Origin of the sequence: Collinsella aerofaciens (assembly GCF_039752775.1) — a bacterium.
In the GTDB taxonomy this organism is placed as follows: Bacteria; Actinomycetota; Coriobacteriia; order Coriobacteriales; family Coriobacteriaceae; genus Collinsella; species Collinsella aerofaciens_R.
The window spans coordinates 1-14,112 of record NZ_JBDMGT010000029.1 but is presented as its reverse complement, the minus strand read 5'-3'; the positions used below and the strand labels follow the sequence as shown (position 1 = coordinate 14,112).

At 61.7% G+C, this 14,112-nt stretch carries 7 protein-coding genes; 2 read left to right on the top strand and 5 right to left on the bottom strand.

Going from position 1 to position 14,112, the window contains the following annotated elements:
* Positions 1-77 precede the first annotated feature (77 nt).
* Positions 78-1,781 (top strand): OPT/YSL family transporter, encoded by a 1,704-nt coding sequence (locus ABHR63_RS08030; protein WP_195445337.1) that lies wholly within the window; start codon positions 78-80, stop codon positions 1,779-1,781.
* 201 nt (positions 1,782-1,982) lie between these two features.
* Here the strand turns inward: ABHR63_RS08030 and ABHR63_RS08025 are convergent, their stop codons facing one another.
* Positions 1,983-5,435 carry a CAP domain-containing protein gene (locus ABHR63_RS08025; protein ID WP_346965278.1) on the bottom strand — a complete coding sequence of 1,151 codons (3,453 nt, stop codon included), beginning with the start codon at positions 5,433-5,435 and terminating at the stop codon, positions 1,983-1,985.
* Positions 5,436-5,742: 307 nt separating this feature from the next.
* Here ABHR63_RS08025 and ABHR63_RS08020 point away from each other — a divergent pair, with 307 nt between their 5' ends.
* Complete coding sequence (locus tag ABHR63_RS08020) at positions 5,743-6,882, top strand: DUF389 domain-containing protein (protein ID WP_346965279.1); 1,140 nt, start codon at positions 5,743-5,745, stop codon at positions 6,880-6,882.
* A 127-nt stretch (positions 6,883-7,009) separates the two neighbouring features.
* Here ABHR63_RS08020 and ABHR63_RS08015 read toward each other — a convergent pair whose 3' ends face one another.
* From ABHR63_RS08015 to ABHR63_RS08000, 4 genes are all read right to left on the bottom strand, one after another.
* A complete protein-coding gene (locus ABHR63_RS08015; protein WP_346965280.1) occupies positions 7,010-7,459 on the bottom strand; it encodes a hypothetical protein in 450 nt (149 codons plus the stop codon).
* Between the two features lie 190 nt (positions 7,460-7,649).
* A complete protein-coding gene (locus ABHR63_RS08010) occupies positions 7,650-8,159 on the bottom strand; it encodes an aryl-sulfate sulfotransferase (RefSeq protein WP_346965281.1) in 510 nt (169 codons plus the stop codon).
* 85 nt (positions 8,160-8,244) lie between these two features.
* Entirely contained in the window at positions 8,245-13,026 is a 4,782-nt protein-coding gene (locus tag ABHR63_RS08005) for an acyl-CoA dehydratase activase-related protein (RefSeq protein ID WP_346965282.1), read from the bottom strand.
* 11 nt (positions 13,027-13,037) lie between these two features.
* A complete protein-coding gene (locus ABHR63_RS08000; protein WP_346965283.1) occupies positions 13,038-13,748 on the bottom strand; it encodes a TetR/AcrR family transcriptional regulator in 711 nt (236 codons plus the stop codon).
* Positions 13,749-14,112: the final 364 nt, after the last annotated feature.

Here is a 14,112-nt window from a genome sequence, read left to right as displayed (position 1 = left end):
CCTTGGTAACCCGACTTCCCGCGCCGTATCCGTAGCGGCGCTCCCGGGGGAAGCGGATATACGCAAAGGAGTTCTATATGAGCAATCCCTCGAACCGCACCTCGATGCGCGGTCAACTCACGCTGCGCGGCGTCGTCATCGGCGCCCTTGGCTGCGTGATCATCACGGCAAGCTCGGCCTATACCGCCCTCAAGATGGGCGCCCTCCCCTGGCCGATCATTTTCGCTGCCGTCATTTCGCTGTTCTTCCTTAAGCTCATGGGCAACGCCAGCCTCAACGAGGCCAACGTCACCCACACCATCATGTCTGCGGGCGCCATGGTCGCCGGCGGCCTGGCGTTTACCATCCCGGGCGCCTGGATGTTGGGCTATGCCGACCAGATCAGCTGGCTCGACATGTTTATCGTGGCGCTCGCCGGCACCATCTTGGGCCTTCTAGCGACAGCGCTCATCCACCGTCACTTTATCGTGGACGCCGCGCTGGAGTTCCCCACCGGCAACGCCGCTGCCCAGACCCTACGTGCTACCGAGGCCGGCGGCAAGACCGGTAAGCAGCTCTTTGGCTCCATGGCCATCGCAGGCATCTACAGCGTGCTGCGCGACGCCCTGGGCGTGGTGCCCAGTATGCTGTGCACGCTCAATATCCCCGGCGTGACCTTTGCCATCTACAACTCGCCCATGCTGCTGTCCATCGGCTTCCTCGTGGGCTTCGCCCCCGTCGCCTTCTGGTTTGCCGGCGCGCTGCTGGGCAACTTTGGCATCATCGTTGGCGGCACCGCTGCTGGCCTGTTCGATATTGTGACCGCGCAGGGTATCGTCAAATCCCTCGGTATGGGTCTTATGATGGGCTTTGGCGTCGCCGTCGTCCTCAAGGACATCCTGCCGCAGGTCGCCGGTATCGTCCGCGGTCTTGCCGCCGACAGCTCCACCGACACCGACGAGCAGTCGCTTATCTCGGGCTCTCTTAAGCTCGACGCCGGCATCATCGGCCTGGGCGCTGCCGCCATCGCCGTAATCGTTGCCATCGCGCTCGACCTTGGCCCCGTTCCGGCCGTCATCGTCACGTTGTTCACCTTTGTCACCACCATCATGAGCGCGCAGAGCTGCGGCCAGACGGGTATCGACCCCATGGAAATCTTTGGCCTCATCGTTATGCTCATCGTGGCTGCCTTCGCACAGATCGCTCAGGTCAAGCTGTTCTTTATCGCCGGCATCGTTGCCGTGGCGTGCGGCCTTGCGGGCGACGTCATGAACGACTTTAAGGCCGGCGCCGTGCTGGGCACCAACCCGCGTGCGCAATGGATCGGCCAAGCCATCGGCGGCATCGTGGGCGCCCTGGTCGCCGCAGCCGTCATGGTCGCGCTCGTCACCGCCTATGGCCCGGACGCCTTTGGCCCCGACAAGAGCTTTGTTGCCGCGCAGGCAAGCGTCGTCGCCACCATGGTCTCGGGCATCCCGAGCGTGCCGTGGTTCGTTGGCGGCTTTATCGCCGGCATCGTCATGTACTGGCTCGGCATTCCGGCCATGATGATCGGCCTGGGCGTGTACCTGCCGTTCTACATGTCACTCACGGCATTCCTGGGCTCCTGCGTCAAGCTCGCCTACGACAAGTGGTCCGCCCACCGCGACGCCACCGCTGGTCTTTCCGACGAGGAGAGAGCTGCCAAGGACGCCGCCTTCCAGGAACAGGGTCTGGTCGTTGCCAGCGGCCTGCTCGGCGGCGAGTCCATCGTCGGCGTTATCCTGGCGTTTGTCTCCGTGGGCTTAAGCCTGCTGGGCTAAGTCGAGCAGCTGCTCGACAGCAACCATATTGCCTACGGCTTGCCCGGTCGGTAGCTTCTGCGGCTGCTGACCGGGCTTTTTGATATCGAAACAAAGAAAGGCCGGCGCGCTGCGTTTAACAGCGCGCCGGCCTTATCGGTTAAGCTATCGAAGCGTTCCCGCTATGAACCGAAGTTCGTTGCAGAATCTACGCTCGAAACGCTACATCTGCTTGCGACGACGATCGCCCAGCGTCACGCCCGCTGCCACGAGCGTCACACCGCCGATGACGAACACCTCGCCCGCAAGCGCGGAATTGTCGCCAGTCTGGGCGAGCGCGGCAGGCGCAGCCTGTTTCTTGGCAACGGGGGCCTTTGCAGCAGCCTGCGCAACCTGAGGCTTGGCCTGCGGCTCAGCCTTGGGATGATACTTGTCGTACTCGGCCTGAGCGGCAGCCAGGGCATCCTTGGCATCTCCGAGCTCGGCAAGCGCGGCGGCATAGGCGTCGTTGGCATCGGACAGCTTGGCATCGGCATCGCTCAGAGCAGCCTTGAGGCCAGCGGCGGCATCGACGGCGGCCTTATAGCGAGCGTAGGCAGCGTTCAGCTTGACCAGCTTCTCGTTGCCCGTCGTGCCCGCGGCAAGGGATGCCTTGTGGTCGACAGCCTCAAGATCGGCCTTGAGCGCCTCGTCGTTGGCAAGCTCGGCCTTGGCCTCGACGATCTCGAAGGTCGCATCGACGACGGCTTCGTTGGCGGCCTCGAGCTGCTTCTGGGCATCGGCGACACCGGCGACGGCGGCGTCATAGGCGGCCTTGGCGTCGTCGACCGCCTTCTGGGCTCCAGCGAAGCGCTCGAAGGCCTTGTTTGCGCCGGCCAGTTCGCCCTCGGCAGCCTTGGCCTTCGCCTGTGCGTCGGACAGGGTCTGCGTCTTGGCGGCAACTGCCTGCTTGGCGCCCGAAAGAGCGGTCGCGGCGTGCACATCTGCGGCCTGAGCCTTGTCAACGCCAGCCTGGGCAGTGTCGTCGGCCTTCTTGGCATCGTCAAGCGAGCCCTGCTTATTCGCAAGGTCCGCCTGGGCGGCATCGCGCTTGGCAGCAAGGTCCTTGACCGAAGCCGTGGCGTTGTCATACGCCTCATTGGCCTGTTCGGACTTTGCCTTGGCGGCATCGCGGGCGCTGCGAGCCTTCGCCTTGTGAGCAGCGGCCTCGGCTGCCTTCGTCTTACTGTCAGCAAGCGTGGCGTTTGCCTTATCGAGAGCCGCCTGGGCAGTAGCGGCCTCGGCCTTGGCGGCATCGAGGTTCTGCTTGAGGGACTCGATGTCGATTCCGCCGAGTGCGTCCTTCGCGGCGTCGTATGCCGTCTTCGCGGCGGCGGTACCGGACTTAGCCTTCTCATACTCGCCCTTGGCGGTGTTCATGTTCGTGTCGGCCGCGGTATAGGCGTCGCGAGAGCTTTCTTGCTTATCCAATGCGTCAGAATAAGCCGTTCCGGCAGTCCCGAAGTTCTTCTGCGCCTCCGCCAGCTTATTCTGTAGCTGCTTCAGCTGCTCCTTCTGCTCCTGAGTGCCGCCTGCATTGTAAGCAGAATCGATATAGTCGGTGACGAGCTTCTTGAACTCGGAGACAGTGAAGTCCTTCTGCCCCGTGCTTCCACTATAGTCGAAAATGGTTACCTCGGAATCGGTGTTCTTACCGCTACCAGTTGCGATGCCGATAGCCTTCGCACCGGCATCGATGATATTGAGATAGTGTCCGCACTCATGGTAGATGCTGTTGTAGTGCTGGTAGATATAGTAGGAATCATATCGGTGGCTGCCGAGTTCGTCGCCATACTGTGCAACGTACTTATCGAATGCCTCTTTCTCCTGGGTGTAGAGACCGGTATATGGCCAGCCGAGGGTATCCTCGGTTTCGCCTCCGGTGTATGCTCCGCCGCCGCCCGCAAGGTTCTCACCTTGATCGAAATAGCAGTTCGAGTGTCCCCAGATGTTCGATGAATATGATGTATTAAGTGCGGCTGCCGCAGTCATGCGGAGGCTGACGCTGAGCTCCGACTGACCGTTCGCCTTGCGGAGGTTGTTCTGGGTATCGAGGTAGGTCAGGGCGTTGCGCATCTGCTCCAAGGAAAGCGGATTGGTGTCGCGAGACATGTCCTGATCGACGTACTTGTCATACCATTCGGCCTTGTCAGCGGCACCGGTCAGCATCGATGCGGCTTCCTGGGCATTCTTTTTCTGCGTGGCCGTGAACTGGCTGCCGCCGATGATGTAGTTCATGAAGCCGAACATACCCTGGTTGATGACATTCTGGTCTACGGTCATGTTCGACTTGAGGTCGGCAATCTGCTGGTTAAGCTTCTCGACCTCGGCGTTTGCGGCGTCGTATGCATTGTGCGCGTCGGTTACTTCAGCACGAGCCTGATCGAACTCGTTGCTCTTCTGCTGACGAATCTCGACGAGTCGGTCGTACTCAGCCTTCTTGTCGGCCTCGGTCTGCTGGGCCTGCTCGTATGCCGTCTTCGCGGCGTCACGCTTACTGGCCGCGTCCTTGTACTCCTTGTTTGCCGCATCGTATGCAGACTGGGCAGATGCCACAGCAGCGTTGGCGGCGTTGGCCTTCTCCTGCGCGGCGGTGACGGTAGTCTGCGCAGCCTGCAGGTTCGCCTGTGCGGTGGCGTCTGCAGTCGTCGCGGCTTCGAGCGCGTCCTGCGCGGTCTTGAGCTCACCAGCAGCAGCGATCTTGGCGGCCTCAAGCGCGCTCAGGTCAACACCCGTACCCGAGACGGCAGCATCGAGCGCGGCCTGCGCCTGGTTGAACTTCTGCTGGGCGTTATCGCGCGCGGTGGTTGCGACTGCGAGAGCAGCGGCAGTCTCCTGCTTCTTGGCCTGGGCAGTCGTCAAAGCTGCCTCGGTATTCTGCTTTTCCTGCTGGGCGCTGGCCTCGGCAGCCTTGGCCTGGTCCAGATTGTCCTGTGCAGTAGTAACGGCCTTATTGGCGTCATCGAGCTTTGCCTGCGCGTCCTCGACGGCCTTCTTGGCGGCCGCGTACTCGTCCATACCCATGGCCTCGAGCTTGGCCTGGGCATCATCGAGGGCCTTCTTGGCCTCATCCTGCTTTGCCTTGGCGTCCTTGAGCGTCTGCGTCTTATCCTCGACACTCTTGTTGGCCTGTTCGAGCTGATCGTTCAGGTCGCCCAGCTTCTTCTGCTGCTGCTCGGTCTTTTCGACGGCCGCTTTAAGCTCGTCAATCTTCTCCTGAAGCGCGGCTACCTCGGCCTCGTTCTGCTCGGCGGCGTTATCGGTCACGGCCTGCGAGGCCTGATTCTTTTGCTGCTGCGCCTGCTTTTGAGACTGGCCCGCCGCGTCGGCCTTCTTCTGGGCGGCATCGTAGGCGGCCTGAGCGTCCTTGAGCTGCTTTGCCGACTCCTCGGCCAGCTGGGCAGCCGTCTTTACGACCGCTTGGTTACCGGCGGTAACGGTATTCTCTACAGAACTACCCCCCTGAACAGAATCGCCGTTACCGGTTGACGGTGCGGCGATTGCCGCCAGCGGCGACATGAGCGGCTGAGCGATGAGGCCCGCCGTCAAAACGGTTGCGACGGCGCGGTTAGCAACGCCCTTGACGTTGACAGTCTTGGCCCGAGGCTCAAAGTGTTGTGGACTGTAGTTTGCCATGGCTTTCTCCCTTTGACACGGATGTATCCATACGTATCAAACGGTAGCTGTCGATTTTTGAATTCTGTTGCGCAACATTGGCGACCAGCGTATTTTTTGAAATTTACGCTCTCGTGCTTCACAATTTCGTCACATATGTAGGAGCTGGCGCATCATATTCTTGCGGGATCGAATTGAGCCTGTGATTTGCATTTGCTCCCGCGTCATCTGCCCTATCGAATCCCACATCCAACAGACGCCCTGCCCGCCACGGTGTAGAGTTAGGACAACGGGCGCGTTGCGCGGACCGCGCTGGAACGAGGTGGACATGGAACTCGACAAACAACAGATCAAGCGACTACGCGAACGCCATCACCGGCGCCACGGCATCCGCCCCGCCCATAGCGAGGCCATGGAGAACGCCACCCGCTTCCTAAAGCGCGCATTCAACATTCGCGAGGGTCGCGCGCCCTACCACGTAATCCGCAAGCGCTTTGTAAACGGGGCACGCCTGACCGGCTCTCACCTGTGCATCCTCATCATCGCCATGCTCATCGCAAGCATCGGCCTCGATATCGATTCGGACATCGCCATCGTGGGCGCCATGCTCATCTGCCCGCTTATGGGATCGGTCCTTGCCATGGCATACGGCATCGCCACGCTCGACCGCGAGATTACCGTCGAAGCCATCGCCAGCCTTGCGCTGCAGATGGCCTTTTGCCTGGTCACATCCACGTTGTACTTTAAGCTCTCGCCCCTTGGCACCACCACGGCCGCCATTATCGACAACTCGACGCCCACCGTGTGGGACCTTGCCGTCGCGCTCGCGGGCGGCTTTGCGGGTGGCCTGGGCAACTCGCGCGACCAGGAACCCGCCACGCTCATCGCCGGCGTGGCCGTGGCAACCGCGCTCATGCCGCCCCTGTGCGCGGCGGGCTACGGCATCGCCATCGCAAGCGGGTCACTGTTTCTCTCGGCGCTTTATGAGTTTGGCATCAACGTGGTCTTTATCGCGCTGGCTGCCGAAGCCGTACTGCTTCTTTTGCGTGTGCCGCTCAAGCGCGACCTCAACGGCGACGGCATTGTGACCGCTGAGGAAGACACCGAGGTCAACGAGCTGTCACGCAAGGTGCGCCGCCGCATCATTGTGGGCACGATGATCTTTACCATCCCCTGCATCGTCATGACCGCGGGGTCCATTGGCTCGGCGCAGGCCGGCGTGCAGGACGGCTATGGCGTCACCGAAACCACGCGCGAGCTCGCCGCGGTGCTGCCGGGCTTTAAGGATTACACCGTCGCCGTCGAAACCTCGACCACCGAAGGCGACGAGGAGGGCATCGTCGAGCGCGAGATTGTCGCCCATGTGACGACAAGCGAGGCGCTTGGGGCACACGACCGCCGCGTCGCCCGCAAGCTCATTGACCTCAACGTGCCCGAACTCGATCGCGTGGAGTTTGATGTGGAGTAATGCGGAGCATGGGATGGCTCCCGCGCACAGGCGCAAGTCGCGGCGAGGCTCAGACGCGACGCAGGCACATGCAAAAAGCGGGACGTAGCTCACGTCCGCGCTCCGCTCGCTGTTTTATTGCCATGAATCAGACGTCCGCATCGACATCGCCAGACTCCACCGTAAACGCCGGATCGGTGCTCACAAGATAAAATCGGGTCACCTTAGTATTTCTAATTAGGTAAATCTGCCCCTGATTGCGTCGGCGCGATATATACGCAACGTGAACCGTGCCGAATTCTTCGCCGTTTTCCTTCTTTAATACCAGGATATTGGGATCGTTCGTACGCTTAAACTGCCCGTCAACGCAGCTGCCGTCTTTGTCGACCAATTGCCACCGATGGTTATCCTCTTCAAGAAAGGCCAGGGTTTCCAGACTCGTCTTGTCGTCCCGATAGTAACCGTCAATGGCAAACCCTTCGGAAGCGCATTCCTGCATATAAGACGTTTCTCGGCTTATAGCAAACAGCCCTGTAGCGCCCAGGAGCACAGCCAGGCAGACCACTGCAAGGGTTATCGAAATAGCACGGCGACCCATGTTAGCCCAACCGATAGTTGTTTAACGGAGCGCGAAACATACCTGGAACCTCCGATATCAGGTAGAACGTCGCCAGCAGGCTGGCGACAACTATATGCTTCTTTTATCAAACCATATGGCTGCTACTCGCGGAGGGGGCATCGGCGAACGGCGTGTTTTCATACTCCATTGGTCAAACCTAAGCGCGGCCCTACAGCTCGTACTTGTACACGCGGTAGATGTACTTATCGGCTTCCATCTCGTAGGTGGCGATGGGTAGACCGTAGCGGTCGTACTCGGTGAAGGTCTTGGCCTGACCCGATGCCACGAGCATGCTGTTCGAATTGCCGACGCGCTGCACACTGCTAACGTAGCCCGAGAACGGCACCGCGATCTGGTCTTCGAGCCCGTAGGTGCGTGCCACCTCGTCCACCGTAAAGATGCGCCCAAACGAATGCGAGCCGCGGCTGTAGTCGGTCACCACCGCGGCACCCAGCTGGCCCCAGTCGAACTTGGGATAGCTTTCGGCCGCACCAAAGTTGTTGTCGTACAGCAGCACTTGGTAGCGACCGGTCGTTGCCGTGTCAGAACTTGGCAGATAGGTCACGCTATGTTGGCCCGCGTTGAGCGAAAAATCGCCTTGGGCCTGCAGCAACTTGTCCTCAAAGCCCGAACCGGCCCAAAAATCGGACAAGCCCACGGAAGGCTGTAGCAAGGTCATTTGCGCAACATATGTCCAGCAAAAACGGGTGGTAGCCGGTACGGCTACCACCCGTTTGTCTCATATCTAGCCCATAGCAGACCAGCTACTTCTTAATGCCGCGCCCCAGGCGCTTGGCGACCGATGCAACGGCCTCCTCACTGGCAGATCCGCAGCTCGCACAGCCGTCGTGGGCATGCATCTGACCGGTGACCTCGTCCATCGCGAGCGGCGCCACCTTCTCGAGCTTAAAGCCCTTGCCGGCGCGCATGTTCTCCTTTGCCACGCTGATCATGAGCTTAATACGGTTGAGCTGGTTGACCTCGGATGCACCGGGGTCGTAGTCCACCGCGACGATGTTGCTCTCGGGATGCTGGCGGCGCAGCTCCTTAATCACGGCCTTGCCCACCACGTGATTGGGCAGGCACGCGAAGGGCTGCGTGCAGATGATATTGGGTGCGCCATGATCGATCAGGTCGAGCATCTCGGCCGTGAGCAGCCAGCCCTCGCCCATGTTGTTGCACACCGAAAGCACCGTGCGGGCCTTGTCGGCCATGGTGCCGATGCGCTCGGGCGCCTCGAAGCGGCGGGACTTCTCGAGCATCTCCTCCACCGGCGTGCGCATCCAGTCCACGAGCTTGATGAGCGCCTGCATACCAGCGCGCGTGGTAGCGGAGCTTCCCAACTCGTCCTTCTGCAGCTCGGCGTTGCTCATGGAGTACAGGAAAAAGTCGAGCAGACCCGGCACCACGGCCTCGCAGCCCTCGCGCTCGATGACATCGACCACGTGGTTGTTGGCTGTGGGATGGAACTTGACCAGGATCTCGCCGACCACGCCCACGCGCGGCTTGGTACCCTCGCCCACGAGCGGCATGGTGTCGAACGCGCGGATGGCCTCGCGGCACAGCTTGGTGTAGTTGTGGCGGTTAAACTTGGGCGCCAGCTTGCGAGCGCGCGCCATGTACTCCTCGTAGAGCGCGTTGGCGGCACCGGGCGTAGCCTCGTACGGGCGGCAGCGATAGAGCATCTGCATCATCACGTCGCCAAAGAGCACCGCGTAGACTGCCTGCTTAAGCAGCGCCGGCGTAATCTTAAAGCCAGGGTTGTCCTCGCCCAGCGCCACGGCCGAAAGCGAGATCACCGGGATCTCGGGGTGGCCGCTCTCGCGCAGGGCCTTGCGGATGAGTGCGATGTAGTTGGTGGCACGGCAGCCGCCGCCGGTCTGGCTGATAACCACGGCTGTCTTGGACAGGTCGTATCGACCGCTCTCGATGGCCTCCATGATCTGGCCCGTCACCAGGATCGACGGATAGCAGATGTCGTTGTTCACGTAGCGCAGGCCGGCCTCGACGGCATCGTGATCGGTCGAGGGCAGCAGCTCCAAGTTGTAGCCAGCACCACGGAACACCTCTTTGACCAGGTCAAAGTGGATCGGCGCCATCTGCGGGCACAGGATGGTGTAGCCCTCCTCGCGCATCTGCTCGGTAAAGGGCACCTTGGGCCACGCGGTCGAAGCACTCTCGCGCTGCGCCTCGAACGTGTACTTACGGCTCGCGAACGCGGGGGCATCCGTGGAGGGCGCCACCGGCGCGGCATCGCCCTGCTCGTAAGTCTCGCCCGCGGCCGTAGCCTCGGCCAAGCGCTCGGCCTCCTGGTCCTTGAGCGCCGCCATGAGCGAGCGAATACGGATACGCGCGGCGCCCAAGTTGGACACCTCGTCAATCTTGAGCACGGTGTAAATCTTGCCGCTGGCCTCCAGGATCTCCTGCACCTGATCAGTGGTCAGAGCGTCCAGGCCGCAGCCGAAGGAATTGAGCTGGATCAGGTCCAGGTCGTTGCGCATCGTCACAAAACGGGCGACGGCGTACAGGCGGCTGTGATACATCCACTGATCGACGACGCGAATCGGACGCTCGGGCTTCACCAGATGCGCGAGCGAATCCTCGGTAAAGACCGCAAAGCCAAAGCTCGAGATAAGCTCGGGCAGGGCATGGTTGATCTCGGGGTCGTTATGGTAGGGACGACCGGCGAGCACGATGCCGTGACCGCCGTGGTCCTCGACCCACTTGAGAGCCTCCTCGCCCATGGTCTGGATATCCTCGTGGAAGCGCGCGTCGGCCTCAAAAGCAGCGTTGACGGCGGCATCAACCTCGGAGCGCGTGATTTTAGGACCGCGCACGCGACCGCGACCGGCCTCAGCATCGGCCACACGGTCGACGGCGAGCACCTGGTACAGGCGGCGCTTGAGCTCGGTCTTGTCGTGATACGGCACAAACGGGTACAGGAACTCGATGTTCTGCTCGCGGATCTCGTCGATATTGAGCGCCAGCGCCGTGGGGTAGCTCATGACGATGGGGCAGTTGTAGCAGTTACCGGCGGTCGGATCCTCCTTGCGCTCCCAGCGCACGCACGGCATCCAAATGAAGTCGACATCGCGGTCGATAAGGTTCATCACATGACCGTGGCTCATCTTGGCCGGATAGCACACGCTCTCGGAGGGCATGGACTCGATGCCCGCCTGGTAGGTCTTCTTGCTCGACTGGTCGGACAGCTGCACGCTAAAGCCCAGGCGCGTAAAGAACGCGTGCCAGAAGGGGTAGTTCTCGTACATGTTGAGTGCGCGCGGGATGCCCACGGTGCCGCGCGGGGCCTCGTCGGGGCTCAGCACCTCGCGGTTAAAGAGCAGCTCATTTTTCTTTTTGAAGAGGTTGGGGGCCTCGGTCTTCTGCTTTTTGTGGCCGGCGCCCTTCTCGCAGCGGTTGCCGGTAATGAAGCGCCTGCCGCCGCCAAAGTCGTTGACGGTAAGCTGGCAGTTGTTGGAGCAGCGGCCGCAGCGGACATGCTTTTGCGTCACGGTGAGGTGCGCGATGTCCTCGGCCGAGAGGATGGTCGAGGTGCCATCGGCGCCGGCGCGATCGCGGGCAAGCAGGGCCGCACCGTAGGCGCCCATGCAGCCGGCGATGTCGGGACGTACGGCATGAACGCCAGTGAGCTGCTCAAACGCACGCAGCGTGGCATCGGACATAAAGGTGCCGCCCTGGACGATCACCTGGCTACCGATCTCCTTGGGGTCGCGCAGCTTAATAACCTTGAACAGGGCATTCTTGATGACGGAATAGGACAGGCCGGCCGCGATGTCGCCCACCGTGGCGCCTTCCTTTTGCGCCTGCTTGACGCGCGAGTTCATAAAGACCGTGCAGCGGCTGCCCAGGTCGACGGGGGCCTTGGCATGGATGGCAGCGTTGGCGAACGCGCGCACGTCCATGTTCATAGACACGGCGAAACTCTCGATAAAGCTACCGCAACCCGACGAGCAAGCCTCGTTGAGCATGATGTGCTCGATGACGCCGTCCTTGACGCGCAGGCACTTCATGTCCTGGCCGCCGATGTCCAGGATGAACTCGACGCCGGGCAGGAACGCCTTGGCGCCGCGCAGGTGCGCGACGGTCTCGATTTCGCCCGAGTCGGCCTTGAGGGCCTCGATGAGCAGCGCCTCGCCATAGCCCGTGGTGGTCACGTGGCCGATGGTGCAGCCAGCGGGGATGTGGTTGTAGAAATCGGCCATGATGACCTTGGCCGTGCCCAGGATGTCGCCGTTGTTGTTGCCGTACCAGGTGTGCAGCAGCTGGCCGTCCTCGCCCACGAGCGCGGCCTTCATGGTGGTGGAACCGGCGTCGATGCCAATGAACACGCGGCCGGTGTAGCCTTCGAGCTTGCCCTTGGGGACGACCTCGGTGTCGTGGCGACCCTTGAACTCGGCAAAGTCCTCGTCGGTGGCGAAGAGCGGATCCAGACGCTCGACCTCGGCACCCTGTGTGTCGCCCAGGGCATCGATGGCCTCGATAAGCTGCGGGAACGTGCTGAGCTTGTTGGACTCGTGCGCCATGGCGGCGCCGCTCGCCACAAACAGGTGGGCGTTTTGGGGCACGATGCGGTGCTCCTCGTCTAGGTTAAGCGTGAGGTAGAAGCGGTGGCGCAGCTCGGAGAGGTACTGCAGCGGGCCACCCAGGAAGGCGACGTTGCCGCGAATGGGACGGCCGCACGCCAGGCCCGAGATGGTCTGGGTCACGACAGCCTGGAAGATGGAGGCGGCCACGTCCTCGGGGCGAGCGCCCTCGTTGAGCAGCGGCTGCACGTCGGTCTTGGCAAAGACGCCGCAGCGGCTGGCGATGGGATAGATGGTGGTGGCGTTGGCCGCGAGCTCGTTGAGGCCGCTGGCATCGGTGTGCAGCAGGGTTGCCATCTGGTCGATGAACGCGCCCGTGCCGCCGGCGCAGGTGCCGTTCATGCGCTGCTCGATACCGTTATCGAAGTAGATGATCTTGGCGTCCTCGCCGCCCAGCTCGATGGCGACGTCGGTGGCCGGGATGAGAGTCTCGACGGCACGCTTGCTGGCGATGACCTCCTGGACAAACTCCAGGTCGAGCCACTGGGACAGCAGCAGGCCGCCCGAACCGGTGATGGCACAGGTCATTTGGGCAGCCGGCAGCACGGTCACAGCACCCTCGAACAAGTCGCGGGCGCAGGCGCGGACGTCGGTGTGGTGGCGCTGGTACTTGGCGTAGACGATCTGGTTGTCGTCATTGAGCACGGCGAGCTTAACGGTGGTGGAGCCCACGTCAATACCCAGGTGCAGGTTGCCACGAGCGTTCTCGGGGTTGAAGATCGCGCCTTCGGGGGCGTGGGCGGCGGCTACGGGCTCAGCGGCGGTGGCGGGCTCGCTAGCGACGGACGTCTCCCCTGCCGCGTTCTTGGCATCGGCAACTGCCTCGGCAACTTTCTCGGCAGCTGCGGTCGCGGCCTTCTGCGCGGCATCCACCACGGCGGGTGCCGCCTCACGCGCGGCAGCGACCATACGGTCCTTGATGCCCTCGACGAGTTTGCTCATTGTCTCTCCTCTTAGTTGTCGGACTCGACGGTTGCGGCGGTGTCGGCCGCGTCCTCGAGCTGCAAGTTCAATAGCTTCATGCCGTATTCCGGCACGTTGATATCGATGGGTTGGCCATACAGGTCACCAGGGCGCACAAAAGCGAGCACCGTCATAATGCGCGCCATGGCCTCGGGCGATTCGGTGAGCCCACGCTCAAACCAGCGCTGAATCATGCCGACCTCGGCACTCACGACGTAGGTGACGTAGTAGTCAAAGAACGCGCCCAGCGCCAGGCCCAAAATGCCCGTCTGCGCACGCGGCACCACAGCCTCGCGTGCGGTATCGATGATCTTTTTAATAAAGGCGGGGTCGCCGCCCGGGCCCAGCAGCGATCCGATTAAATCGCGGTTGGCCGCAAGGTAGCGCAGCAACTCAACCGAACCGGGTGCCGGCTCGAGCTCATCGATGTTGTGATAGAGATCGGGCAGCTGAGCTGCGGTGATGAGCTCAATGCGCTCACGGATCTCGGCCAGCAAGCCGTCCTCGATTTGATTGATAAAGTCGGGGATATCGCGGTAGTGCGAATAGAACGTGCGGCGCGTAAGGCCAGCGCGCTCGGTGAGCGACGCGACGTTAATGCGCGAAAGGTCGCCGCTTTCGGCAAGCTCGCTGGCAAGCGCCTGGCGAAGGGCACGCTGTGAGCGAAGGGACCGGCGGTCGCATTTCTCGAGCTGGGACAAGCGTCCTCCTTGTTACTCAGACTGTGCGCTATTGCACAGTGCGAGTATTATTGCACACCGTGTGCATCAACACGTAAAGGCAATATTTAGGATGTGACGAAGGGCAGTCCCTTTGTCACATTCAGCGACCGCCTAGGTTGTGCCAGTTGTGCCTGGCTTTTGGAGCGGCATTGCCGATTGTTCAAAATGTCATTCGTGGGTAGAATAGTGTCGACGGCAGCCCAAGTTCTGGAAAGCTGGGCAGCGCCGTTGCTTGGATTAAGGGGTCAACGCCTTAGCGGCGGCGACCCCTTTAATATGAGAAAGCCATTGTCAATAGGCGTGTTTGTTCGAGCCCGGTTTTAAACCGGGCTTTTTCGTTTCC

What these genes read in the sequence shown, in the direction of transcription:
- ABHR63_RS08030 (WP_195445337.1), top strand. Translation starts at nt 78, where the DNA reads ATGAGCAATCCCTCGAACCGCACCTCGATGCGCGGTCAACTCACGCTG.
- ABHR63_RS08025 (WP_346965278.1), bottom strand. Translation starts at nt 5,435, where the DNA reads ATGGCAAACTACAGTCCACAACACTTTGAGCCTCGGGCCAAGACTGTC.
- ABHR63_RS08020 (WP_346965279.1), top strand. Translation starts at nt 5,743, where the DNA reads ATGGAACTCGACAAACAACAGATCAAGCGACTACGCGAACGCCATCAC.
- ABHR63_RS08015 (WP_346965280.1), bottom strand. Translation starts at nt 7,459, where the DNA reads ATGGGTCGCCGTGCTATTTCGATAACCCTTGCAGTGGTCTGCCTGGCT.
- ABHR63_RS08010 (WP_346965281.1), bottom strand. Translation starts at nt 8,159, where the DNA reads ATGACCTTGCTACAGCCTTCCGTGGGCTTGTCCGATTTTTGGGCCGGT.
- ABHR63_RS08005 (WP_346965282.1), bottom strand. Translation starts at nt 13,026, where the DNA reads ATGAGCAAACTCGTCGAGGGCATCAAGGACCGTATGGTCGCTGCCGCG.